The sequence below is a fragment of the Tannerella forsythia 92A2 genome, assembly GCF_000238215.1.
Taxonomy (GTDB): domain Bacteria; phylum Bacteroidota; class Bacteroidia; order Bacteroidales; family Tannerellaceae; genus Tannerella; species Tannerella forsythia.
Genome location: NC_016610.1, coordinates 2,250,735 through 2,275,833 on the forward strand (window position 1 = coordinate 2,250,735; position 25,099 = coordinate 2,275,833).

The window sequence follows — 25,099 nt, forward strand, 5'->3', positions numbered from 1 at the left end:
CGATTATGTTCAGTGCAATCTTTTATAAAGAATGGATCAAGACGCGGCGGACGGTTGGGCTTATACTTCTGCTGCTTGTTGCCTTGCTGGTGTACGCGTTGGTACAGATGGAGCAGACGCTTCGCGTCAACGGGGCGGTACAGGCCTGGTCGGCTGTCTTGTTAAAAGACATGTCACTCGTGCCGGAGGTCACGAAATGGTTTCCGCTTTTGACAGGTCTGCTGCTCGGAGTGGCCCAGTTTATCCCGGAGATGACGGACAAGCGATTGAAACTAACCCTTCATCTGCCGTTACGCGAGTCGAAGATTGTCTTTGTAACGTTGCTGTATGGCATGGCCATACTGTCGGCTGCCTTCCTGCCGATGTACGTGGCGCTGTATGCCGGACTCTCCCGTCATTATGCTGTTGAAATGCTGTATGCGATGACCTGGCAACTTCTGCCTTATTTCGAGGGAGGGCTTGCCTGCTATCTTTTTACGGCATGGGTTTGTGTGGAGCCGGTATGGCGCAGGCGTGTGGCCAATACACTCGTGGCTGCCGCGGGGTTATACCTTTTCTTTATGGATGCCCCATCAGGTGCTCATATGACTTTTTTGCCCTGCCTGACTCTTATACTTATTGCAGGACTTAGCTTCCCGTTCTATTCCGCTGCACGGTTCAAAGACGGATCGCCCGGATAATATTTCGTAAAAAATAACGGTATATGATACGCAAACCATTTATTTACTATACGATTCTGCTCTTCGTCACTTTTACGGGGATGTGGATCATTCCGTCATTCGTCCGGATGGCTACGGATTCGCCGGACAGCTATCCATTCGTCTATTACAGTGCGGTGATGAAGGATTGGGGCATCATAGATTATAAAGACAAGGAGATGCCGCTCAGCGATCTGCAAGGAAATAAATATACGACGGCGCAGTTCGACTCATTGATGCCATTCCTCAATTATCGTCAGCTTATGGCCGACGGACGTCTGCCCGACAGCATTTGCGGTACGGCTATCAGCCCGCCTCTGTTACGGGCTGCAACAGTTGTCTTCCGGTATACTCCGAAAGAGCGGAAGACACCGGATAAAGGATTGTATATCCTCTTCGAATCAATGCCCAAACGAGTCGGGTTGGAAATGCCGGATGATGTGTTTCGCCTGAAAGACGGGATCGAGTTTATCGACGTGCAGACGAATACCGTTAATCGGGAAAAGAGCGATTTATTTGCACGGGCGCTCGAAAAAGCCGGCTATACATTCCCCGCACGTTGGGTCGTTGGCAATCCGAATCCGCGCAAACCGTATGACGAAGGCTATTTCACTCTCGATTCTCAGGGGCGGCTTTATCACCTCAAAATGGTCAACAATCGTCCGTTCGTTAAGGATACACGTATCGATAAAGACATGGATATGGCTTGGTTTTCGATGTATGAGGCGTCGAATAAACGTTTCTACGGCTTTCTATTCGACCGGCAGGGGGGGCTGTATATCTTAGAGAGTCGCGAAGGGCAATACGTGCCGGTGAAATTGGACCTCGACCCGATCGACATCGACTGTGACGAGGTAACGGTAATGGGTAACCTACTCTACTGGACGGTGATTATCACCACGCCGCAGGGACGCCGGTATTACGGATTGGAGACCGAGACCTTGAAGAGAGTGTCCGAACATGCCATTGCAAGAGAACCGAACCGCTGGGATAAGGTGTCGGGATGGCTCTTCCCTTTTTATATCACGTTTCAGGAACCGGACAGTCATTTTCTTTATCCCCGGCTACATGTTACGGAATATCGTGCGTGGGCAATCAATCTGCTGCTGGCATTGCTTGTCACAGTCATTGCTTCCCGACGGAGTGATAAGCTCTTTGCCGCACTTTTTGTTGCTCTCACCGGTATAGCGGGTATCGTCGCATGGTTGCTGATGCCGAAAAATAGATGAATGATAAACATAATAAATACATGAAGCGATGAAAAAGATTTTATTTTTAGCTGCCGCTTTGCTGACGATGGCAGCATGTAACAACAAAAGCGCAGAACAACAACGCGCAGGTCAAGAGGAAAATGTAGAAGCGCATGCCTCTGAAGTGCCGGTTTATAAGCTCGACAGTTTATTGAAAGTGGCTGACCGTATGGTTGATCAGACCGTTACGGTACGAGGTTTCGTGACGCATACGTGCAAGCATTCCGGAAAGCGCTGTTTTATTGTAGGAGACGATCCCAACACGTCGTTCCGTGTAGAGGCGGGCGGTGAAATCGGCGGATTCAACCGCGAACTGACCGGTTCGGAACTGGCCATAACGGGCATCGTTCGTGAACGTCGTTTGACGAAGGAATACATTGACCAATACGAAGAAGAAGTCAATGAGAAGAAACACAAGGAAGACGGATCGGCCGAAACATGCCAGGCCGAACTGAACAACATCAACGAGATGCGCGAATGGATGAAAGCGCATAACAAAGATTACTACTCGATTTACTACATGGACGGCGAACGCTACGAAGTGATTGAATAAGCATGGCAGAAGATTTTCGCCCCGCGAAAGGGGTATCCAAAAACAAAATGAGCCGTTGGCTACGGGTCATACACCGCGATCTGGGATTCCTGATGGTCGGTGTATGCCTCGTCTACGGTATTTCGGGCTTCCTGCTCAATCACATGGACGGGAAAGATCCGGCATTCAGAACGCAGGAAGAAACATTACATCTCGACAAAGGTTTATCGCACGAAGAACTGTCGGTGATCTGGAACGACAAAGGACTTCCGGAGTTGAAGAAGATCATGACCATCGACGAGGAACATACTCGTCTGATGCTGAACGGTGGCGTAGGCGTGTACAACTCGGAAACGGGCACGGTCGATTACGAACTGCATAAAAAGAATACGTTTATTTATGCGATCAACAGACTGCATTACAATCGGCTTCGAGGTTGGAATATCATGGCAGACCTGTTTGCCTTTTCGCTGATTTTCTTTGCGCTGTCGGGGTTATTCATCGTCAAAGGGAAGAAAGGCATGGCCGGGACCGGTAAATGGTATCTGCTGGCCGGTATACTGATTCCGGTGCTGTATGTGCTATTCGGATAAAAGACTTGAGCTGCGATGATTGATATGTTGTTTTTTTTGTTTACCGAGATTGCTAAACAAAAACATTTAAACAACTAACCAACTCAAGGACTGCCCCGCCGTAAAACGATCGTTAATGACGTAAAGTGGCAGGGCGATGTGCATCCGGAAATTAAATATCCCAATCTTGTATACGCCAAATCCCCTTTTTTTCGGGTAGGTGAACGCAAAGATTCGGATTGACTTTTTTTAATGCCTTTATAAAAGCCTGCTCTCTTGCCGGAGAGATTAACAGGTAAGAATATTTCTTTCTTTTCGAGAAATCTATACGCAGTCTCTTGAGAGATGCAGCAGGGGCAGAAACCGGATTATAGGATCTTTCTACCGAAAGAATATCGGCAATATTTACACTCCATCCGCAAATAAAACCTATTTTTAAACTCAATGTACTTCCTGAAATGATATAACGTGTTCCTGTAAAAAGAAATACGAGTAGCAAGAACAAACAGGCAAGTACACACATATCGGTGTACGCCTTGTTTTGAAGAAGCGGTATAGATACCGATATGAAAGCGACGAATACGGATACGATCAACAAGATGCTTATCCGTGAGCGAAATACTTGTTTATCCGATTGATTTTCCATGATTTCCGATCTTTAGTTCATAGTTTGTTATGTCCATATATGCTCATAAATCTCAGCATAATTGTCTACATCGATTACTTCAAATCCAACTCTTTCGAGAAAAAACTTCTTGCCTTGATCCGTCTCGTTATTACTTCGTCTATTGATATACCATCCTTTATGTCTTCTACCAGGGAATTTTTTGAAATACTTGATTCTTTCTATCAGTATCCATCGTAAAAAGAGTTCGTTTTCTTCAAGTCCTAAGCCGAAAACAAAAAGAGATTTATTGAAAATAATATGTAACCATGTTTTATACCCCTTCCATTGTGTATTATTTTTGCCTGTAAAAAGCACTTCATCTTCTCTTTTATGCAATAAGTTTCTTGCTCTTTCCACACTTCCCATATAATGACTTAGCCCGAGTCTGATGCTTCTGTGATAGTTGATCATACCGTTTATGTACCATATCCCAAACCCATCGGTCGGTAAATTTAATGGTTTGGTTCCATGGTATGTAGACCATGGATAAAAATCCGTAAACCCTTCTTGCTCCGTTCTATACTGCTGATATTTGAAGGTTCGTGCGAGCGTTTCCTCGAAATTGGTAGTCAGTACGGGAGCATCTAATTCTTTCATGCGATTGATAATTTGTATATGGTGATCCAACGGTTGCCACTCTCGCATAAGGTCTGCCACCTCTTTCTGAAGATTAATCTCTTGCGTATTTTCAAGTTCTAAAATGTCATAAAATTCTGTCAACGAAATGCCCACAGGTCTCCTTGACAAGGTTTGAAACGAAACCTTATCCCACAATTGTATCAATAATTCGTCCCATGAAAGAGCATTGGGATTGTTCGGGTATCGATTCACTCCATTACCTACGATAAATGCGATGTCTTCTTGATTTCGCTCAATAATTTCTTTGATCTGATCTGTTGTCATTTTGTCTTCCTCGTTTTCTTCTTTATATTTTACGCGCTATGTCTCTGTTTTGGGGAAGCATAAGACTGTTTTTAAGCTTAGAGACAAACATGTTATGTCAAAATTAGAAAATAATGCCGATATACGAAAATATTTTTGGATAATTAACGCAGATGATTCCATATAAATAAAGGCTTTTAAGCGCAAAACGGGGAAAGTCGGCGTAGAGATTTATTCCCGTAAAGATATTTGTTTTGCAGCCCGAATTTGATGTGAAGGGTGTAAAGTCCGTCTTCTTCATCTGCAAACCATGCGACCAACCGGGCAGCAATGAAAAAACCGCGCAGAGGAAATTACGCCTCTGCGCGGTGAGTTTGTAAGATGATCGAAATCAATGGACCCTGTTTCTTTCAGGAATACTTATTTCAGCAGTGGATTGGATTCTGCTGCTCTTTCAGGATAAGGAAGAACATAGGTTTCTCCTTTCAGTTTCAAATCCTGCCATCTGGTCCATTCGAATGACATTTCCAAACGACGCTCATCCTCTAATGACAAGGAAGATTTTCTTGCTGTCTGCAATTCTTTCAATCGGGCATTATTCCCTGCCTCAGCCGATAATAAATACATTTCTGCGATACGTGACACTAATAGATCCGAGTTATCTTCTGTCTTATATTTTTTCGAATAAACGTATCCATCGTTTTTATCCTTATTCTCGAAATCAAACAATATCTTACGAGTATCGTCTCCCTGAACCAATGCCGTTAAATCATCGGCTGCGGCAAAGCAATTCCACGCTTTTGCCTGAGGACTCATGATCCATCCCCAACTGCCGACTTCCTCTGCTTTGGTACCAATAAACATAAAGATAACCTCGCTTGATCGATTTAAAGGGTTGGCGGATAAAGAGAACTTCCCTCCCGATAGAAGGAGTTCCGCTTCTTTCCCGGCGGCTTGAATGTCTCCTGCAATCCGGTACACTCTTGCTAAAAGAGCGATAGCGGCTTCTTTGGAGGGAGTCTTCTGTGAGTTGACCAACTCCTTTTTATCAAATTCCTTACAATTCTCTTTTGCAAACTTCAAGTCTTCAATAATAAATTCAAGCACTTTTTCTTTTGCAGACGGAGCGATCGGTTGTTTATCATAGTTTTCGTCGACAAGCGGAAGACGCTCAAACATGTCATAAAGTCTTAAATAACTCAATGCGCGGCAATAGCGAGCTTTCCCGATCTGGTCTTTGTTGGCCGTAGGCACTTTGATGATTATATTGGCCCGATCAATACCGTTATAATAATCGGCATAAAAATAACTCAACAAAATGTCGGAAGCAGGCACCTTGTGTTCGTAAAAGTTTTGTACTTGGAACCATTGGAACTTTACAGGCTTGTAGTTGTCTCCCATGATCTCGGTATTCATGATTGCGAAAAATCCATAACCGTTAGGGTGCCTCATTTTCTTGTACAAGCCGTTTAAAAGTCTATCCACATCCTGCTCCGAGAGGTTTGCTTCCGCATTCAATGAAGCCTCGGAAGGAATATCGAGTTCTTTTTCGCATGATGCTAAACCAAGCGTCAGAACAAAAACGTATATCAAATATTTTACCTTATTCATAACGATTTATTTTTAAAAACTAATATTTAATCCTACAACAAATGATTTGGTATTCGGAATGCCTCCCAAATCAACACCGGCTTGCACTTTCATGCCATCACTCTTATCTTGACTGTTTTCGGCAGACTGATCTACATATGACGTTTCCGGGTCTCCCGTAGAATATTTTGTAAAGGTGAACCAGTTGCGCGCCTGTACATAGACTCTCAGAGAATTGATAAAACCGAATTTCAATGCTTTAATCGATTTTAAATCATATCCCAATGTAATATCTGAGATACGCAGATAATCGGCATTTTCCAAAAAGCGAGAAGAGTGTTCCGTATTCCAGGCGCTGATCTCAGCTGCCATATGCGGACGTGGAATCATGGTTGAGGTATTTTCGGGAGTCCAATAGGACAGCATCTCTTTGTACATGTTGTTTGAATAGGAAGGAGCGCCAACCGCACCTCCATTCAACGCATCTTTTTTATAAAATGCATAAATCTTCTTTCCGATGGAATAATGTCCGCTAATCGATAAGTCAAAACCTTTGTAATTCAATCGAGTGAAGAGTCCGCCATAGACCGGAGCAATTCCTCCCGAAAAAACCTTTTTGTCTTTATCATCAATTTTTCCATCCTGATTCTGATCAACATAAATCATATCTCCGGGTAACACCGTCTTGGTTACTTTTCCGTCCTTATCTTTATATTCAAATTTCTCTTTAGCTACTCCTTTCGCTTCGTAAAGAGAAAATGATCCCAGACTTTCTCCCTCTTGTATGATAGAAACGAATCCGGTAGAATATCTCCCAGCCTCCGTTCCGATACTAAGCACCTTGTTTCTGTTATAAGAAAAGTTTGCTCCCGCATTCCATTTGAAATCTCGACGATCCACGATGTTTGCGTCAAATGATATTTCAAATCCTTTGTTAGAGATATTCCCCACGTTCGCCAACATGGTTTTGAAACCGGTTTCTTGCGGAACATTGATACGGTTTAATAAAGACTCTGTCTTCTTATCGTAATAATCGAAGCTGACATTTACCCGACTAAATAAATTTATATCGAAACCGATATTTGCAGATCGTCCTTTCTCCCATGTTAAATCAGGGTTATAAATATCGGTTGTAGCGAGTCCCGGCTGAAGATCGTAATTCTGTCCGGCTCCGATTAAGTTTTGTCCCGAAGCGTAGGATACGCCTGACTGGTTTCCTGTATATCCGTAAGAAGCTCTCAGTTTCAAGTCGGAGACAAATGATACGTTAAAAAATTCTTCGTTAGAAACCGTCCATCCGGCCGAGATAGCGGGAAAATAGCCTGTGCGATTTTTGTCATTAAATTTGGATGATGCGTCTCGGCGTATCGAAGCCATCAGGTGGTACTTGTCCGCCCAGTTCAATTGCAAACGAGTGAAATAAGATTCAAGAGCCATCGACTTGATATAGCTGCGACCTTTATTGATTTCTCCGGCAGATACGAGCCAGCGTAAATCATCCGAAGGGAACTTCTCACCTTGAACGTATGAATCTTCATAATCCCATCGTTGGAAAGAGTGTCCTAAAAGCACATTTAGCTTTAATTTATCCTCAAATAACGTCTTATCATAATTGATGGTATTCTCAATCTGGTAATCCCTGATATTATTTGTTTCGTAATATCCATATCCTGTGGGTACTCCATCTCCGTTTTCTCCCCGACGTGTGTTGGGGGCATCGAAGCGGTTGTATCTTCTATTTCTAATATTTCCACTGTAAGCAGAACGCCACAGCAAGCCTTCGAATGGGGTTATGTTGAAATAGACGTTCCCTCCTGTATTTTGCCATATATCAGTAACGTATCGTTCAAATCCGAATAACGGGTTCACGAAATTATACCTCAATATTTTTCCGTTTTCATCGGTCGGAGCCACATCGGGGCGAGCGTCCAATGCTTTGGAATACGGTTGATAGGTATTGTTATCATCAACCACGGGAGTCGCTTTTGTGTAGGTAAAGAAAGAGTTGAGTCCTACACTTACATATTTATTTATCTTCTGCTCCAAATTAGCCCTTAATCTTGCTGCGGTATAAGCGTCTTTTTTAACAATGCCATCTTGCATGAAAAGATTGCCCGAGAAATAAGCTTTCGTTGTTTCGCCTCCGCTTGTAACACTTATCTGATGATTCTGCATATTTGCATTTTTTCGCAAAACAAGGGAGAGCCAATCGGTATCAATATTACTGGCCGGAAGAGGAGTTAAAATACTCGGGTCTTTCGGCGCTGCAAGTAACTTGGCTTGGATATCGTTCTCATAATTTATGCGTGATGCATCCATTACCTGCTTATATTCGGCGGCATTCAATAACTGCGGAGTATGAACGAGATTTTGAATGCCATAGTAGGAATTTACGGATACAACGGTCGGTTGATTATAATTTCCCTTTACCGTTTCTATGAGCACAACACCGTTAGACGCTCTTGAACCGTAAATGGCTGTCGAGGCCGCATCTTTTAAGACTGTGATACTCCGAATATCTTGAGGAGAAACATTCTTCATGTTGTCTTGCGGAACTCCATCGATGACATATAGCACATCGTTTGAAGCTCTTAATGAACCGTTCCCTCGTAAACTTATTTGGGTAGCATCCCCCGCACGTCCACCTGTACTTACGACTTGGAGTCCGGCTGTTTTACCTTGGAGAGCCTGTCCTACGGATAGAACGGGGACACTTTTAATCTTATCTGCAGAAACGGTAGCTACTGCCCCTGTCAAATCTTTCTTCGCCGTTACCCCATAACCAATAATGACAAGCTCATCCAGCATCTTTGAGTCAGCAACCATAACAACCTTTACATTTGAACTCACAGCCACTTCCTGAGTAGCCATCCCCATGTACGAAATCACTAATCTCTCGTTTGTCGGTGCCGCAAAGGTAAACTTACCGTCCATATCGGTCACCGTTCCTTTCGTACGGTCGCTCTTGAGCACCACCGAGGCCCCGATAACCGGTTCTCCCTGCTCATCGACGACAGTGCCCTGCACTTGTGTCTGAGCCATCACAAACCCTGCTCCGATAAGGAGGAAGGTCATTAGCATAATGATTTTCTGTTTCATACTTTTTTTGTTTATAATGGTTCGTCTTTTTGGTTTGTCTGCGTAATATAACGTTTCAATCCTTGTTTGACCATTGGCGATCAACCGTCCGTTTTCAGCAATCGGCCGTCGGATAAACTGCAAATTTCACAAAGGATGCACAAAAAGCACTGAACGGAGTGTTGTCTTTTGCCGCATTCGCGTCGATACTTGTGAATCTTCGGTGCGTCGTTAGGCAACGATTCCGTGCTCCGATGCTCTGCCACACGAAAAGGCAGCTACGCCTATAGATGTTTTTGTTAAATAATATTAACGGGGGGGGGGGTAGATAATTGATGGCAAGCTCTCTTTCTTTCCTTCAGAATAGTGCACACGAAGAGAATGAACACTTTTTATAATATTGTTCATCAAGATATTAAAGTTTGTCTTCTTCTCTTTCATGTCTCGTTTTTATGAGATTGACGCCCTTGGTCATTTCATATATTTGATGACAAAGATATAAAAAAAATCATATACAAACTTTTTTTGGGGATAAAAGTCATTTTTTTTGTATTGTCCGGTTGATAATTGTTAAATATTCATTATCCCGGATTCGGCAATAGAACCAATAAGAATGAATTTAATTCAGGCCTTCAGCTCTTATAAACCCCGCAGAGGCGGTGAATTGTTAAATTGTTGAATTGTTAAATTGTTGAGTTGTTGATTCGTTGACATGTTGATTTGTTGGCTGACCGCTGAATACTGACCGCTAACGATTATATCAGGCTTTCAGCCCTTTCGGGTAATGGTTATGCGTGTTATACGGTATCCGAACGCGAATTTCGCAAACGGGTGCAAATCAACGCAAATAACCGCGTTTGTCATTCCGAACGTAGTGAGGAATCTCGCCTCGAACGCCCTCGGCGTCCGTCCCTTGGGCCTCGGGCGGTGAGCCGACGGAACAGCGAGCAGGGCGAAAGAAAATCAGGCTGTCCGAAGCGAAGCGAGTTTCCTGATTTTCAGGCGTGCAAGCGTCGCGAAGGCGTGTGAAGCGCACGAAGCCTTGACTTTTTGGTTACTTTTGGGTCAAGCCAAAAGTGACAAAAAAGAGATTCTTCGCTTCGCTCTGAATGACAAATTAATTGTCAATTGTTAATTTTTATGCCGGATACACGGTATCCGAACGCAGAGGGACATCCCCCCAGCCCCCCCCCTTCAAAGGGGGGAAAGAGCAGAGCGAAGGGGGGATGTTATCCCTTCAAAGGGGGGAAGAGCGGAAGCGAAGCGTTGGGGAAAAAGGCATCGCATCTCGGCGAAGGGCTGTAAGCCTGACGTAACCATTGTCGTACATTCGTACGTCCGTTATTAATGGTATACGCCGAACAGTGTATCGCGTAATTTGAGATTATATGAGGACTGTAAAGAAGCCAACCGGCCATACGGCGAAACAACGGGAACTCCCTTCGTCTCGCGCCGTATGCCGGTCGGCTTCACGTTCGGCAGTGCTAACCGTGAGTACAGCCTTATTTATACTCCTGCCAGCTTTTGATCGAGATATCTTTTTCGGAGAGGTTACAAATGGCTCGGATAAATGCGCTTGCCAGACGTGCATTCGTAATGAGCGGAATGTTATGATCGATCGCCGCACGGCGGATTTTGTAGCCGTTGGTCAGCTCCCGTCTCGTGTGATTTTTCGGGATATTGATGACCCAGTCGAATGCATGACGGCTGAACATTTCGATGATGTTCAGTTCACCGCCTCCTTCGTCAGGCCAGCAGACCGGTATTGCCCGGATACCGTTGTCGTTCAGGAAACGGGCGGTCCCTTGTGTGGCGTAGATCGTATATCCTTTCGCCTCGAGCAAGAGACAAGGCTCCAACAGATCGACTTTACTCTTGGCGCCGCCCGAAGAAACCATGACGTTCTTCTGCGGAATCGTATTGCCGACGGCGATCATGGCCGAGAGCAGCGCCTCGTCGAAGTCGTCGCCGATACAACCGACTTCGCCTGTCGAACTCATGTCTACACCCAATACGGGATCGGCTTTTGAGAGTCGGCCGAACGAAAACTGCGAAGCCTTGACTCCGATCCAGTCGATGTCGAACTCCGTCTTGTCGGGACGGTTAAAGGGCGCATCGAGCATGATGCGGGTTGCCGTGTCGATAAAGTTTTGTTTCAGCACCTTCGACACGAACGGGAAGCTGCGTGAGGCGCGGAGGTTACACTCGATCACCTTCACGTCGTTGTTCTTGGCCAGATACTGGATATTGAAGGGACCACTGATATTAAGCTCCTTGGCTATCTTACGACTGATTTTCTTGATGCGTCGTGCCGTCTCGAAGTAGATTTTCTGTGCCGGAAATACGAGTGTGGCATCACCTGAGTGGACGCCGGCAAACTCGATATGTTCCGAAATGGCGTACTCTACGATCTCGCCGTTCTGTGCCACCGCGTCGAATTCAATCTCTTTGGCATCCTGCAAAAATTCCGACACAACTACGGGGTATTCTTTCGATACCTGAGCCGCGATATTCAGAAATTCGATCATCTGCTCTTTTGTGTGGCAGACATTCATAGCCGCACCACTCAGCACATACGAGGGGCGGATCAGAATGGGGAAGCCTGCTTCGCGGATGAATGCATCGATCTCGTCCATGCTGCTTAGCTCTGCCCAGCGTGGCTGATCGATGCCGAGCGTGTCGAGCATGGCCGAGAACTTGTGCCGGTTTTCGGCACGGTCGATCGACACGGGCGAAGTGCCGAGAATAGGTACTTGTTGTCGGTACAACTTCATGGCCAAGTTGTTCGGAATCTGTCCGCCGACCGACACGATCACACCTCGGGGCTGCTCCAGATCGACCACGTCGAGCACGCGCTCAAGCGACAGCTCATCGAAATACAGCCGGTCGCACATGTCATAGTCCGTCGAAACCGTTTCGGGGTTATAATTGATCATAATCGATTTATAGCCGAGGTTGCGCGCTGTCTGTGCCGCATTGACCGAGCACCAGTCGAACTCGACGGACGAGCCGATGCGGTATGCGCCCGACCCGAGGATGATCACGCTTTTGTCATGCTTATAATAAGGAATATCGTGCTCCGTACCGTCGTACGTCAGATAGAGGTAGTTCGTCAGCTCAGGGTGTTCCGAGGCAACGGTGTGGATACGTTTCACGCTGGGCAGGATGCCGAGTCTTTTACGCCATGCCCGTACGCGGAGGTTGTTTTTTTCCATGTTGCCGTCCGGTTGTTCGACGAAGCGGGCAATCTGGAAGTCGGAGAATCCGATTCGTTTGGCTTCACGCAGCACTTCGGCCGGCAAGTCTTCGATGCGGTCGTATTGCTTCAATACGCGGCTGTAATCTACGATGTTTTTCAGTTTGTTCAGGAACCACGGGTTGATTTTCGTCAGTTCGTGGATACGCTCGATCGTATATCCTTCTTCCAATGCCTGTGCTACGGCAAAGATACGCAGATCGGTCGGGTTTTCCAACTCGTCGTCAAGGTTCTCGAACGTGAGGTTGTTGTTACCTACAAACCCGTGCATGCCTTGTCCGATCATACGCAGGCCTTTCTGCATAATCTCTTCAAACGATTTACCGATCGACATGATTTCGCCGACCGATTTCATGCTGGAGCCGATCTGGCGGCTCACACCCGCAAACTTCGTCAGGTCCCAGCGCGGGATCTTGGCGATCAGATAATCGACCTCAGGAGCTTTGTAGGCCGAGTTGACCGTACCCATTTCGCCGATCTCATCGAGCGAGTAACCGAGCGCCAGCTTGGCTGCCACAAACGCCAGCGGGTAGCCGCTGGCTTTCGAGGCTAAAGCCGATGAGCGGCTCAGACGTGCATTGACTTCGATGATCCGGTAGTCGCCCGTGTCGGAGCTGTAGGCATACTGAATGTTGCATTCGCCCACGATATTCAGATGGCGAACGGTCTTGACTGAGATTTCTTTCAACCTCTTTACCTCGTCGTCACGCAGCGAACAGGTTGGCGCCACCACGATGCTCTCACCGGTATGTACCCCCAACGGATCGACATTCTCCATACTTACGACGGTGAAGCAATGGTCGTTCTTGTCGCGAATCACCTCAAATTCGATTTCTTTCCAGCCTTTCAGCGATTCCTCGACGAGAATCTGCGAAGCAAACGTAAAAGCGCTTTCGGCCAGTGTTCGCAGTTCGCTTTCTGTCCGGCAGATACCGCTTCCCTGACCGCCTAATGCATAGGCGGAACGGATCATTACCGGGTAGCCGATCTCTTCGGCTGCACGGACTGCATCGGCCATCGTCTCCACGGCCTGGCTGACGGGCGTTTTCAGGTTGGCCTGATCCAGTTTCTTGACGAACAGGTCGCGGTCTTCCGTGTCCATGATCGCTTCGACCGATGTACCCAACACGCTCACGCCGTACTTGTCGAGCGTGCCATCATTATACAGTTGCGTGCCGCAGTTCAGCGCCGTTTGCCCGCCGAAAGCCAGCAGGATCCCGTCGGGCTGTTCTTTCTTGATCACCTCTTCGACGAAAAAAGGCGTCACGGGAAGGAAATAAACCTTGTCCGCAATGCCTTCCGATGTCTGGATCGTAGCAATATTCGGGTTGATCAGCACTGATCGGATGCCGTCCTGACGTAAAGCTTTCAGCGCCTGAGAGCCGGAATAATCAAATTCGCCGGCCTGTCCGATTTTGAGAGCACCGGAACCTAACACAAGTACTTTGTTGATCGTATTCTTTGACATAAATAGTTATTTTATTTTGAGTTTCATTTTTTGATACGGACAATCTATTTGAGAACGAACATCAGGAACAGGGAAATGAGCAGGAGCGCCCACGTAACGAACTGGTTCTTTCTGATCTTGTTCATTTCGCTGCGAAGCTCTTCACTCAGTGTGTTTTGTTGATTTTCTATCTGCTCGATTTCTTTCTCGATAGACAGTACCTGACCGGACAAATCCAGCTCCGATAACTTATCGATGAGGGTCTGCATACGGCTGTAATATTCCGCCATGGATTCGAGGGCATCGGATATCTCGGCCTGCTGCACCTCGATAGCGTCGGTCGAGACCGTCGTTAACTCCTGAAGGGAGGCGGCCGAAGCGGCGGCTGCTTCTTCAAGGGTTTTCCGCGCCGAGGCATTGACATCGTCCAATGTTCGTACCGTCGCTTCCAAAGCCTGCTGCAGGGTCTTCTCTACCTCGGTCTTCAACCGTGTCGTAGCTTGTTGTGACTGAGCGATCTCGGCTGCAAACAACTCTTTCCCTTCATTGATCACGCCGGTCAGTCCCGCCTGCGACTCATTAAGTCGATCCTCAAACCGGGTGATAACCGTTTGTGTCTCTTCACTGATTTTTTCGGCCAGTAGCCTGACGTCGTCGGCCAGACGAGCTGTCGCATCAATGATTTCTTTACTCTCCGCCGTCACTTGCGATACCTGTTCGCGGGCGGAATTGAGGTGAGTCAAGCTGTCGCGGAGTTGCAGCAACGCTTTATGGATATTTTCTATTGCTTCCATTCTTCCAGATATTTATGTTGTATCATCTTCGTTTGCGCCAGATGGAGGTTAAGGAGGTCGGCGGCACGCATGATATCGATACGTATGCGCACTTCCTCCGTCCAGTCTCCGGTAGTGGCGAAATAGTCGGTCTCGCCTCGTACATAACAATTATATGCATCAAAGAGTTCGCGGAAATCGGCGATATTCGCCATCGAACGGTAAAAGCCGACCATGCCGTTTTCATAACTTTCATGCAAATCGCATTCGAGCATTTCTTCTCCGTCCGTGCCGCTATGGAAGAGGCAAAAGGCATTAAGCAGCGAAAGGGTGGGGTTGTTTCCGTCGAATGAGCGGCGCAGTGTGCATACGGCCTCGTGTAATTCTCTGACGCGACTGTTGGGCGATCCGTTTTGTTCTGTCGCGTCATCTTTGATCCGATGCATATAGCGGAACAGAATATCCGGGGAAGACACTCTGCCGTTCTGCGTATCTTCGGTCAGATGATACGTGAGGGGATTGCCGTTACCGGCGATAATCTCCGTCGTTTCCTGTTGCTGCAGTGCGATGCGCCGGTAAACGAACTCGTTCATGTAAAGAAGACAACGGCACAGTTCTTCACGAAGAGCGTCGTGGAAAGTTGTTTTCGGCGAAAGATTTTCAGCCCTGACCATTTCCTGCTCCGCCTGTTTCCGTGTATGGTAACGAAGAAAATAGTTACGTAGCTGCCGGTAATATCCTCCGGCCGGTTGCTTTTGAAGAACGATGCGGTATTGCTGTTGTGCTTCATCAAAGGTGATTTGTTTCATCAGTCCGAGGGTGCTCATGCGATAGAATGCTTTGGTGTAGAGCATGAGCGGGTCTTTCTTGGAACGGTCGTCTTTGGGTCCGTCGCGCTCTGTGGCGGGGTATGGCAGGAAAAGGATACGTTCGTCTGGCAGATTATCGAGTGTGAGCGGGAAATAGCATCCTTTGGCCGGTATCGTACGATCTCCTTCGAGGCAGGAGACAGGAGCATAACCGATCAGGTGTTCGATGCATTCGTTTTCGGCTTCGAGACCACAAAAATAACGAAGGTAGCGTTCTTTCCGATAGGCCGACTCGGGCACTCCTGCGCTTTTGCACAACACGAGCCGGTCTCGGTCTGTCGGGCAGGCATCGCCGGGCGAGAGCGCCTGTTCGATGTCGAAGAGCATGTCGAACGAGGCCCGTTCGGTCAGCCCCAAAAGGGCTATTTTCCCTTGTTGAGGCAAGGTGTGCCGGTAGAGCGTTTGACCTGCGAGCATCGATGCCGGCAGGAAGTCGGGACTCCATTCCGAGAGTCCCTGCACCTCGTCGAGGATGCCTGTGGCGAAGTATACGCCCGTCTGCTGCATATACCTGAAACGTTGCAAGAGCGGAAATCGACCGAGCTGGTCGTAGGAAAGCGCAATAATCAACGTTTCGGACGACTCTGTCCGTCGCTCGCGTCGTTCGCGTTCCGTACGGTCGAGGCCGGCGTGGAGCGCCGTCACACAATCGATCCCCGCATCGATCCATTCGCGGTGCAACACCTGTACGGCCTCCGTATCGGGTACGGCGATAACCGTGATACCGGGCTGCATCATGGCGGTCAGTTTCCGGATCACGGTTTTGCCGCCATTGGCCGGCACGAGGCCGACAGTACAACGGTTCTGAAGGATGCGACTCAGCACGGGCAACATCCCCGGTATGAAATCGTTCTTGCGGAAGAGCAGCTGCAGGAAGTAACGCAGGTGCTGTGAGGTATCCGGCAAAGTTTCGTACTGTTGCCGTGCGTTTTTGAACGTCAACGGCCGATAGGTGATACGGCCGGTGGTATACATGTGTCGTGTACTGCGTCCATAGTGTGATGAGCGTATATGGAAGAAACATTGGTTACGGCACTCCGTAAAGCCGACAAACGAAATGTTCTCGATGTCGGTTCGTCGCAGCATGGATATATCGATGATCAAATCGTATGTCTTCCGTCGCAGTTCATCCGTCACCTCCGCCAGGGGCACAGTGTTTCCATGCAGGGGCGAGCCGATAAATTCGGGTGTGCTGACGATCGTCAGTTCCACCTCAGGGAATGTCAGTCCCGCATACTCCGCACTCATCGCTGTGAGATGGTTGAAATGTTCTTTCAAGTCGGCCAGAGCGAGAGCGGCACAGGGTACATCACGTTCGATGACGAGTACCGACCACATGTCGCGTGCGATCTCAAGCCGTCGGGAGATCATGGCTTCGAGCACAACTTTTTGGATACGTGCGACGGCGATCGGTGAAAGGACATATTGCAGTGTCCGTACCCAGTCGTCGTCAAAACGCCGGTCGAAGACCTTGAAAACGGTTGCTACGTATTCGCTTCCGAGAAACCCGAAATGCGAATCGCCCAATTCCTCTTCCGGCACTTGCCGGCAATCCCAATGAATCGCCGAGAGGTCATCGGCACGTTGTTTGTCGGCGCGTTTTTGCTCCATGCCGGAGTGAAAGAGTGTCTCATGGATTTCGATGGCGCATCCGTCATGCCAAAAGTCTTTTTCGTCTTTGGTCGGGTAGGGGAACTCACATGCAAAATCGATTCGTTGCGTATGGGATGCCTTTTGTTTAGTGAGTGAATAGAGATTGCGCTGCGGTTGCAGCAGCTGACGTAACGGCTGGGGCACTATCCGGGTGATGAATGTCTTTTCGGCATCGCTTTCGAGCAACTTGTTATTGTAATTTGATTCGTCCAGATTCAGGCGGGGATCGATGATGTGCAAAGCGTCAAATACGTCTTCGGCATGCAATCCCCGTGTATCGTAACGAAGGTCTCCGTCGAGGTCGATGCGTCGGTTACCTAATGGGGCAAAAGCTTCTTCGAGAAGCGGACTGGCTTGTGTGGGCCGTCCGCGGGTCACGAGGTTGTTCAGTACGGCAAACAGCGGATGTACATTTTCGCGTGCGCCTCCTCCAAGATCGTAGTGAGCCGATACTTCGAAGCATGTGAGGCTTCGGTAGAGTGCCTCGGTCTTTTCCGCATCGGCCGTTTGAAGCGCTCTCTTCACGGCATCCAGCCGGTAGGCGGCATGGTATTGCACGGCAGGATAGTAATTGACGTACTTGAGGTTGAAGTTGCTGTTCTCAAGCTTAAAGGCTTTGATCTTGATGCCGTTTGACTGTCGGACATTCGGATACAGCTCCTCGTCGGCTAAGGTCTCGGGCGAGTCGAAGTAATGGTAGAATGCATCGATTCGCCGGTTGTTATGCATGAGGTTTCCTGTACAGAAGAAATAATGTTTGCCGTGTATGCCGTACCCGACAAGCTCGGCGATACGCTTGAGATCGAGTTCCGGTTGCTCAAGTACATCGGTAAAGAAATGAAACGTAATCGGCTGTCGGGTTTCGATCTCTTTTTTTCGGACTTCGCTTACGGATTTGCAGACACAGCTGATCCGGTCGGGGTCGTCCATGTAGGGACTGATGTGCCAGACGGCACGCTCGAGGGCCTCGCGCGAGGAATCGATAAGGGTAATCTTACGCACGCGGTTTTCGATACCGTTCTTTTTAAGGAAGTCGAAAAAACAAACCGTGTGAATCCCTTGGCCGCATTGCCAGTCGATGATTTCGAACACGTCGTCCTGAAAGATTTTGCGGGGTATGGTTTCGAGTGTTTTATCGATTTTCGTTTTCCATAAGACTCCGTTTTCGCAGAGGTCTGTTAACATGTCCTGGTCGAAAGCGGAGAAAGAGGACGAAGCGGGAATGGCGTTGTCTTTATCCGCAGCAGGAATAAAGTTTCGGGCAATAGCCCGTATGTTCTCGAAAGACGGATTGCGCAACCGGCGCAGACTTTCTCTATACGATATCATCATGTTATATTAATAATCAGACGAAAATTCTACGATGTATATCATCAAGGCGAATCGGTTGTATGCCGATTACCCTTGCGGGAGGTCTTTGACCGGTAGCCGTTTTCGGGCGGCTTTTCCGACCTGTCGGTCCCTTTTTGGCTGACAAAGCTAAACAAATATTTTTGCTTATCCGTCCGGTAGTCGAAATTATTTTTCAACACGAAGATTTATTGTTTTCAGAGGGTTTTTCCTTCGCTCAGATGGATGACTTTGCGGCGCTCGCCGACAATCCACACGATATCTCCCTCTTCGAAAACGGTGGAGGGCGGCGGGTTTTTGATCGACGTCTTTCCGCGTTCAATACCAATGACGAGGCATTGAGCCTTGTCACGGATGCCCGACTCGCGGATGGACAGGCCGATGAGCCGCGAGCCTTCGGAAATCGTAAACTGTTCGATATTCATCTCATCGGCTTCCTCTTCGCGTCGTTCTTGATCGGCCTGATGGTAGCGCTCGGCAATGTAATCGTGGAAGTGCAGGATGTCATCGTCCGACCCGACGATGATAAGTTTGTCGAGCGGATAGAGGTATTCGTTTCCGCCGGGGATATTGATACGCCGTTCGCCACGTATAATGGTAACGATATTAACATTACACTTCTGTCTGAAATTTAGCTCCTTGAGTGTTTTACCAATACTGGGTGAATGGGGGCGCACTTCGATATCGGTCAGGTGCAGGTCGCGTTCGAGCAGATGATTGGCGAAGTCGCGCCGGATAGGGGCACGCCGTTCGCTTTCCGCCTCACGTGCCGAAAGGTTACTGACGAAATGGCGTTCCATAAGGATGGAATGTTTCTTGACGCGTTTGGAGAAGATCATAATGGCGATGACGCTCAGCGAAGCGACAAGCACAATGCCCCATTTCGTACTGAGCAGTGCCGAAGTGGGGATAGCTACGAGGCCCATGCACACGATGATACGCAACACGATGAGCGAGACTAAGGGACCGCGATTGTATTTGCTGTCGTTCCAAAGATGGCGGAAGGCTTTCGAGCGGTTTTTCTTCATCATGATGGCGCGCAAGAGCGGAGCCATCAGGGCGATGAGCAGGACAAGTGCGAGGAGGTTACCGTTTTGTCCGGGCAGGAATTGACGGATGAGCGGCGCAACGAGTTGCAACCAGGCAAAGATCAGAACGAGTGTTACGGCCAGATAAATTCCTACGATACGGCTCATGGAGCGCAGGTATCTCCGCCATTCGCTCTGGTGGCGGATCGTATTGGAACCGGAGGTATATTGATCCAGAAATTGTTTCCATGATGGCGGCAAAGCCCTCTCAATCCCATTATATGCAGGTTCGGCCAGTCGAATCATGTAAGGTGTGAAGAAAGTGGTTACTACTGAAACGGCGACAATGAGCGGATAGAGATGGGACTCCATAACCTTGAGCGCGATACCTTGTGAAGCAATGATGAAAGCGAACTCGCCAATCTGCGTGAGCGAGAAACCACTCTGTATAGCCGTCTTGACAGGCTTTCCCGAAAGCAACACACCGAAACTGCCGAAGAATAACTGTCCGATCATCACCGTGATGGTAAGTATAGCCACATGCCACTTGTATTCCCATAAGATATTCAGGTCGATCAACATCCCGACCGATACGAAAAAGACGGCTGCAAACAGGTCTTTGACCGGTTTGACGAGGCTCTCAATATGCTCGGCCTCAATTGTCTCAGCTAAGATGGCTCCCATCATGAATGCGCCTAATGCCGATGAAAAACCGATCCAGTCGGCCACGTAAACCAACCCCAGACAAAACCCGATACTGATGATGAGCAGCATCTCATCATTAAGGATTTTTTTCAACGCTTTCAGCATGGAAGGAATGAAATAGATCCCGAAGACGAAGCATCCAACCAGAAAAAGCGCCAGTTTCGTCATGCTTAGCAATAACTCTTGCCCCTCAAAGGTCTGGCTTACAGCCAATGTGGAGAGTAGCACGAGCATCAGCACCGCGAAAATGTCTTCGACGATCAGGATACCGAACACTACGCCCGCAAATTGCTTGTTACGCAATCCCATTTCATCGAAAGCCTTGAAAATAATCGTGGTGGACGACATCGAAAGCATCGCCCCGAGGAAGATACAGTTCATTCGGTCTAACCCGATAGCCGTCCCCACTAAATATCCCGTCGTCATCATTCCGATTAACACCGTCATAGCCCCCACGATAGCCGTCCCCCCTACTTTCATCAGTTTCTTGATGCTGAAATCGAGGCCAAGGTTGAACAGCAGAAAAATGACTCCGATCTCCCCCCAGGTGTTGATGTTGACCGTGTCGGACACGGTGGGAATGAACTGAATGGACGGTCCCGCCAATACGCCGGCAAGGATATAACCCAGTACTACAGGTTGTTTAAGACGTTTGAAGAGGAGGGTCATCAGACCGGCCGCAATGATGATGACGACCAGATCGGATATTAATGTAGGTAGATGCATATGTTTATTCTGTTTTTCAGAAATGCAAAAATAAGCAAAAAAAACAATTTACGGATGCGCTACCTCCTTTCTTCTCCTTATTGGGAGAGACGATTTATTATCTTCTTCCGCCCGAACCGGATCGTTCCGACCGGTTCTCGGACGATCGACTTTCGGATGAACGACTCCGGCTGCCTTCGTCGCTCCGACTACTCACAGATGACTCACTTCTGCTGCTGCGCATGGAACTTGACGAATCATCGCCGGAACGGCCTTTGCGGCTGTCTAAGGATGAATCGCTGCTGCTACGGCTACTGCTGGAGCGTGTAGAAGAAGACACATCGTTTCCGGAACGATTTCTGCGATTCTCGGACGATGCCTCCGACGAACGACTTCGGTCATTACCGGTCGACCCCTCAGCCGATCGATCACTACGACTCGAATTCGTTGCCGAACTGCGTTCGCTTCGGCTGCGCGTATTGGTCGAAAAATCGTCCTCGAAACGACGACGTCCTTCCGACGATACCCCCGACGAACGGCCGCGATCGCTACCCGACGAGATTTCTCTCGAACTTCGCATACTCCGATTTGATCCGGAAGAACTCCTTTCTTCATAACGTTCCGTATCGGAATTGCGATGACTCGATATCCGGCTGCTTTCGCTGCGACTGCTTGCTCCTCCGCGTCTCTCGCCCGACGACACACGCGACTCGGTGCTCCGATTGCTTCGTAACTCTACGTTTTCATAATACGAACGATTCTCCATGTAACGAGGCTCTACCCATGCGCAGGCATTATATCGCGCATACTCGTAGCGGTAGTCGTCCACGTAAAAGATCGGAATCTGTGCGTAATTGTAGCGGTAGCGCGCGTACCGGCGGCGATGATGGCGGTTGTATCGCCACGGATCGATCACATCGTTCAATACCACTTTATACAGTGAATAAAAATCGTATCTCGCATAGCGTGCCGGTAAGTAAGGACTTTCGATCCACCCCCTGCCATAACGATAGTAGAACAGCTCGTTCTCCACATCGAAATAGATATTTAACTCCGGGATATAATAATACTCTACATAATCGTAACCGACAGGTCCCCATGCCGGCTGACGGTCTACATTAACATGAATGATTGTCGTTACGTGTTGAGCGTCTGCCGTATGCACGTTTAACAGGCCGATCATCCATCCCAGGCCTACCATAATGATTAACTTTTTCATGACGTTCTGTCTTTTAAAATAATTCATATTCCTGTTCTTTTAAAGAAAACTGCGGTTTTCTTGTTGTCTTAGACCCGACAAATATAAATTAGTTTACTCACAAAAATAGTTAAAATCGCTTTCGATTTAGCGTATTCTTCATCGCCCCAACGTAAAAAATGCCGTATCTTTGGGTGCTCAAAAGTTTATAACCGATATGATAAAAATATTTGAAACCTCGAAAATAAAGGAGCTTGATCAATATACGGTCGATCACGAACCGATTGCTTCCGTCGATTTGGTAGAACGTGCGGCCACGGCTTTCGTCAATGAATTTGGGCGTCTCTACTCCAAACAGTCGCGCGTCATTGTCTTTGCCGGACAGGGAAACAACGGAGCGGATGCTTTGGCTATCGCCCGTCTATTGGCCGAAGACGATTACCGGATCGAAGTTTATCTTTTTAATCCCGGACGCCATCTTTCGCCCGACTGCGAGGCCAATAAGCAGCGTCTACTTGCGGATGGGAAAATACTTTTGAACGAAGTGATCGAAGATTTTACGCCCCCCATACTTTCTGAACATGATGTGGTGATCGACGGGCTGTTCGGTTCCGGATTGAACCGGCCGTTGAGCGGCGGATATGCGGCCGTCGTCGATTATATTAACCAGTCTGATGCGACGGTCGTTTCGATCGATATCCCGTCGGGACTTTTTGGAGAAGATAATCGGGAGAATGATCCGGATAGCATTATTCAGGCCGATATGACATTCACGTTCGAATTTCCGAAGCTCTCCATGGTACTGCCCGAGAATGCTGCGTATGTCGGCCGATGGAAAGTACTGCCTATCGGATTGCATCCGGATATCATGGCACGGACAAAAACACCTTATATGCTGATTAAAGATGAAGATATGACGGGTATTCTCCGTACGCGCAATGTGTTTGCTCACAAGGGCGACTTCGGGCATGCCCTGCTGATTTCCGGCAGCAAGGGCAAGATGGGTGCGGCCTTGCTGGCTGCCGGAGCCTGCATGCGCAGCGGTGTCGGAAGGCTGACGGTTCATCTCCCTCAACGAGGAGAGACGGTGCTTCAGACAGCCCTTCCCGAAGCTATGCTCAGCCTCGATGCAGATGCAGACCGTGTCTCGGTGCTCCCCGATACGGACGGGTATGACGCTATCGCCGCCGGACCGGGATTGGGAACGGAAAAGCAGACCGTGCAGATGCTGGAGCAACTGTTGAAGACTTTCCGAAAGCCATTGCTCCTTGATGCCGACGCGTTGAATATCCTGGCACAACATAAAGAGTTCTTCTCTCTGTTGCCCCCGCGTACCGTTTTGACGCCTCACCCGAAAGAGCTGGACCGGCTGCTCGGGGATAGTGTCAACGGATATGAACGACTCCATAAAGCTGCCGAAATGGCTATGAAACATACGCAATGCATTGTCCTCAAAGGTGCCTATACGGCAGTCTGTACGCCGCAGGGGAATATTTACATCAATACCACAGGTAATCCGGGTATGGCAACGGCCGGCAGCGGAGATGTGTTGACCGGTGTGATTGTCGGTCTGATGGCTCAGGGATACGAACCCGAAACAGCTGCCGTTGTCGGAGTCTTTCTGCATGGGATGGCCGGAGATTTGGCCGTAGCTCGATTGTCGGACGAAAGTCTGATCGCTTCCGACATCATCCGGATGTTGGGAAAGGCGTTTCGTTTGCAACATGAGGAAGAGTAACCGAAATACGGAAAAGGGTTTGCATTGTTTATTTAAAAAGGTTGTCGATAATTCAAAAATGCAAAAAAATAAAAGGTTTTTCGGGTGGTAATGTTAAAAAATACTGTTTTGAGATATCTGATCATTCGATGATTTCTTTTTTTGTTGTATTTTTGTACCCATTAATAAAGATATAGAAAAAACAGCTATGGTTAAGTTAATTGGAACGAATGCCGGTCTTGTATGGAGAGCCTTGAGTAAGGCGGGCCGGATGAGTGTGAAAGAACTCAAAAAAGAGACAAAATTGAGAGCGGATAAAGAATTGTTTGCCGCCATTGGTTGGTTGGCTAAGGAAGGAAAGCTGGAATCGGAAGAAAAAGATTCCGAAATTTACTTCTGGCTGTCGTAGTTCCGTAACATGTAAGAAAAAGGGCTGTCTGATTGGTTGTCAGGCAGCCCTTTTTTCATTTTGTCGGTAAAAAAAATGACGGAAAGTTGTATCTTTAAATACTTCTTTTTACTTTTGTTGCAATTTTGGTACGAGATGGCCGGGAAAGAAATGGAATTGTGTGCTGTATTGGATGTCAGGTTGCAGGACTTGCTCACATTGTGTGATGAGCAGGATCAAAAAATCAAAGACTTAAGCGAAACCATACGGCAGATGAAAGAAGAATACCGGATATTGAATGCCAGATATACGGACATGCTGACTGCCACAAGCATTGCCTTTGCCGATGGAGGAGAGAAAAAAGAGGCGAAGCGACGGTTGTCGGAATTAGTTCGTGAAGTAGATAGGTGCTTGGCACTACTAAACGGATAACAGTGAAAGGAGACGAGTTTATCATACACCTGGAGATTGCGGGGAAACAATATCCGGTGAAGATCAGGCGAGGTGATGAACGGACGGAACAAAGGGCCCGTGAAGCAGCCAAACGGGTGCAGCAGATGTATCTGCAGCGGAAGGCCTATTTCTCCAAATCATTGGACGATAAAGACCTCTTGGCGATGGTTGCCGTCCAGCTGGCGATGGATATGATTCCGCTGGAAGAAAAAAACGATACGCAGCCTTTCGTAGAAAAGATACAACAATGGACGGAGAGACTGGAACATTATCTGAAAGAGAGATGAC

At 47.9% G+C, this 25,099-nt stretch carries 18 protein-coding genes; 8 read left to right on the plus strand and 10 right to left on the minus strand.

From position 1 onward, the window contains the following. Window positions 1-5: 5 nt before the first annotated feature. The 4 genes from BFO_RS09170 to BFO_RS09185 are packed head-to-tail and all read left to right on the plus strand — an operon-like array spanning window position 6 to window position 3,073. A complete protein-coding gene (locus tag BFO_RS09170) occupies window positions 6-680 on the plus strand; it encodes a hypothetical protein (RefSeq protein ID WP_014225412.1) in 675 nt (224 codons plus the stop codon). 23 nt (window positions 681-703) lie between these two features. Beyond that, window positions 704-1,927: a DUF4857 domain-containing protein gene (locus tag BFO_RS09175; protein ID WP_014225413.1), complete on the plus strand. Its 1,224-nt coding sequence runs from the start codon at window positions 704-706 to the stop codon at window positions 1,925-1,927. A 28-nt stretch (window positions 1,928-1,955) separates the two neighbouring features. Then, window positions 1,956-2,501: a hypothetical protein gene (locus tag BFO_RS09180; protein WP_014225414.1), complete on the plus strand. Its 546-nt coding sequence runs from the start codon at window positions 1,956-1,958 to the stop codon at window positions 2,499-2,501. Between the two features lie 2 nt (window positions 2,502-2,503). Continuing rightward, complete coding sequence (locus BFO_RS09185; protein ID WP_014225415.1) at window positions 2,504-3,073, plus strand: PepSY-associated TM helix domain-containing protein; 570 nt, start codon at window positions 2,504-2,506, stop codon at window positions 3,071-3,073. A gap of 151 nt (window positions 3,074-3,224) precedes the next feature. On the opposite strand, the gene BFO_RS09190 is transcribed toward BFO_RS09185, so the two are convergent. The 10 genes from BFO_RS09190 to BFO_RS14485 form a co-directional block, all read right to left on the minus strand. Next, complete coding sequence (locus BFO_RS09190) at window positions 3,225-3,698, minus strand: PH domain-containing protein (RefSeq protein WP_014225416.1); 474 nt, start codon at window positions 3,696-3,698, stop codon at window positions 3,225-3,227. A 27-nt stretch (window positions 3,699-3,725) separates the two neighbouring features. Beyond that, a complete protein-coding gene (locus BFO_RS09195) occupies window positions 3,726-4,622 on the minus strand; it encodes a hypothetical protein (protein ID WP_014225417.1) in 897 nt (298 codons plus the stop codon). Window positions 4,623-5,021: 399 nt separating this feature from the next. Continuing rightward, the gene (locus tag BFO_RS09200; RefSeq protein WP_014225419.1) at window positions 5,022-6,212 is read right to left on the minus strand and encodes a RagB/SusD family nutrient uptake outer membrane protein; all 1,191 of its coding nucleotides are present in this window, start codon (window positions 6,210-6,212) and stop codon (window positions 5,022-5,024) included. Window positions 6,213-6,224: 12 nt separating this feature from the next. Next, window positions 6,225-9,290 (minus strand): SusC/RagA family TonB-linked outer membrane protein, encoded by a 3,066-nt coding sequence (locus BFO_RS09205; RefSeq protein ID WP_157755309.1) that lies wholly within the window; start codon window positions 9,288-9,290, stop codon window positions 6,225-6,227. 817 nt (window positions 9,291-10,107) lie between these two features. Further along, window positions 10,108-10,305: a hypothetical protein gene (locus BFO_RS15650; RefSeq protein ID WP_014225422.1), complete on the minus strand. Its 198-nt coding sequence runs from the start codon at window positions 10,303-10,305 to the stop codon at window positions 10,108-10,110. A 466-nt stretch (window positions 10,306-10,771) separates the two neighbouring features. Then, the gene (carB, locus tag BFO_RS09210; protein WP_014225425.1) at window positions 10,772-13,993 is read right to left on the minus strand and encodes a carbamoyl-phosphate synthase (glutamine-hydrolyzing) large subunit; all 3,222 of its coding nucleotides are present in this window, start codon (window positions 13,991-13,993) and stop codon (window positions 10,772-10,774) included. Between the two features lie 44 nt (window positions 13,994-14,037). Beyond that, entirely contained in the window at window positions 14,038-14,766 is a 729-nt protein-coding gene (locus BFO_RS09215; RefSeq protein ID WP_014225426.1) for a hypothetical protein, read from the minus strand. After that, the gene (locus BFO_RS09220; protein WP_041590839.1) at window positions 14,754-18,599 is read right to left on the minus strand and encodes a DEAD/DEAH box helicase family protein; all 3,846 of its coding nucleotides are present in this window, start codon (window positions 18,597-18,599) and stop codon (window positions 14,754-14,756) included. Before BFO_RS09220 ends, BFO_RS09215 begins: the two co-directional genes overlap by 13 nt. 215 nt (window positions 18,600-18,814) lie before the next feature. Continuing rightward, window positions 18,815-21,076, minus strand: coding sequence for a cation:proton antiporter (locus BFO_RS09225; protein WP_014225429.1), 2,262 nt, complete (start codon window positions 21,074-21,076; stop codon window positions 18,815-18,817). 97 nt (window positions 21,077-21,173) lie between these two features. Continuing rightward, entirely contained in the window at window positions 21,174-22,274 is a 1,101-nt protein-coding gene (locus tag BFO_RS14485; RefSeq protein WP_141728785.1) for a hypothetical protein, read from the minus strand. 196 nt (window positions 22,275-22,470) lie between these two features. On the opposite strand from BFO_RS14485, the gene BFO_RS09235 reads away from it, so the two are divergent. The 4 genes from BFO_RS09235 (at window position 22,471) to BFO_RS09250 (ending at window position 25,098) form a co-directional block, all read left to right on the plus strand. After that, complete coding sequence (locus BFO_RS09235) at window positions 22,471-23,991, plus strand: bifunctional ADP-dependent NAD(P)H-hydrate dehydratase/NAD(P)H-hydrate epimerase (protein WP_041590840.1); 1,521 nt, start codon at window positions 22,471-22,473, stop codon at window positions 23,989-23,991. Window positions 23,992-24,178: 187 nt separating this feature from the next. Further along, window positions 24,179-24,379: a winged helix-turn-helix domain-containing protein gene (locus BFO_RS09240; RefSeq protein ID WP_014225433.1), complete on the plus strand. Its 201-nt coding sequence runs from the start codon at window positions 24,179-24,181 to the stop codon at window positions 24,377-24,379. A 75-nt stretch (window positions 24,380-24,454) separates the two neighbouring features. After that, the gene (locus BFO_RS09245) at window positions 24,455-24,790 is read left to right on the plus strand and encodes a hypothetical protein (protein ID WP_052299267.1); all 336 of its coding nucleotides are present in this window, start codon (window positions 24,455-24,457) and stop codon (window positions 24,788-24,790) included. A 2-nt stretch (window positions 24,791-24,792) separates the two neighbouring features. Continuing rightward, window positions 24,793-25,098 carry a cell division protein ZapA gene (locus BFO_RS09250; RefSeq protein ID WP_014225435.1) on the plus strand — a complete coding sequence of 102 codons (306 nt, stop codon included), beginning with the start codon at window positions 24,793-24,795 and terminating at the stop codon, window positions 25,096-25,098. Window position 25,099 lies beyond the last annotated feature (1 nt).

Bases quoted from the DNA above. Each gene is read 5' to 3' on its own strand.
- BFO_RS09170 (WP_014225412.1), top strand. From the start codon at position 6: ATGTTCAGTGCAATCTTTTATAAAGAATGGATCAAGACGCGGCGGACG.
- BFO_RS09175 (WP_014225413.1), top strand. From the start codon at position 704: ATGATACGCAAACCATTTATTTACTATACGATTCTGCTCTTCGTCACT.
- BFO_RS09180 (WP_014225414.1), top strand. From the start codon at position 1,956: ATGAAAAAGATTTTATTTTTAGCTGCCGCTTTGCTGACGATGGCAGCA.
- BFO_RS09185 (WP_014225415.1), top strand. From the start codon at position 2,504: ATGGCAGAAGATTTTCGCCCCGCGAAAGGGGTATCCAAAAACAAAATG.
- BFO_RS09190 (WP_014225416.1), bottom strand. From the start codon at position 3,698: ATGGAAAATCAATCGGATAAACAAGTATTTCGCTCACGGATAAGCATC.
- BFO_RS09195 (WP_014225417.1), bottom strand. From the start codon at position 4,622: ATGACAACAGATCAGATCAAAGAAATTATTGAGCGAAATCAAGAAGAC.
- BFO_RS09200 (WP_014225419.1), bottom strand. From the start codon at position 6,212: ATGAATAAGGTAAAATATTTGATATACGTTTTTGTTCTGACGCTTGGT.
- BFO_RS09205 (WP_157755309.1), bottom strand. From the start codon at position 9,290: ATGAAACAGAAAATCATTATGCTAATGACCTTCCTCCTTATCGGAGCA.
- carB (WP_014225425.1), bottom strand. From the start codon at position 13,993: ATGTCAAAGAATACGATCAACAAAGTACTTGTGTTAGGTTCCGGTGCT.
- BFO_RS09215 (WP_014225426.1), bottom strand. From the start codon at position 14,766: ATGGAAGCAATAGAAAATATCCATAAAGCGTTGCTGCAACTCCGCGAC.
- BFO_RS09220 (WP_041590839.1), bottom strand. From the start codon at position 18,599: ATGATGATATCGTATAGAGAAAGTCTGCGCCGGTTGCGCAATCCGTCT.
- BFO_RS09225 (WP_014225429.1), bottom strand. From the start codon at position 21,076: ATGCATCTACCTACATTAATATCCGATCTGGTCGTCATCATCATTGCG.
- BFO_RS14485 (WP_141728785.1), bottom strand. From the start codon at position 22,274: ATGAAAAAGTTAATCATTATGGTAGGCCTGGGATGGATGATCGGCCTG.
- BFO_RS09235 (WP_041590840.1), top strand. From the start codon at position 22,471: ATGATAAAAATATTTGAAACCTCGAAAATAAAGGAGCTTGATCAATAT.
- BFO_RS09240 (WP_014225433.1), top strand. From the start codon at position 24,179: ATGGTTAAGTTAATTGGAACGAATGCCGGTCTTGTATGGAGAGCCTTG.
- BFO_RS09245 (WP_052299267.1), top strand. From the start codon at position 24,455: ATGACGGAAAGTTGTATCTTTAAATACTTCTTTTTACTTTTGTTGCAA.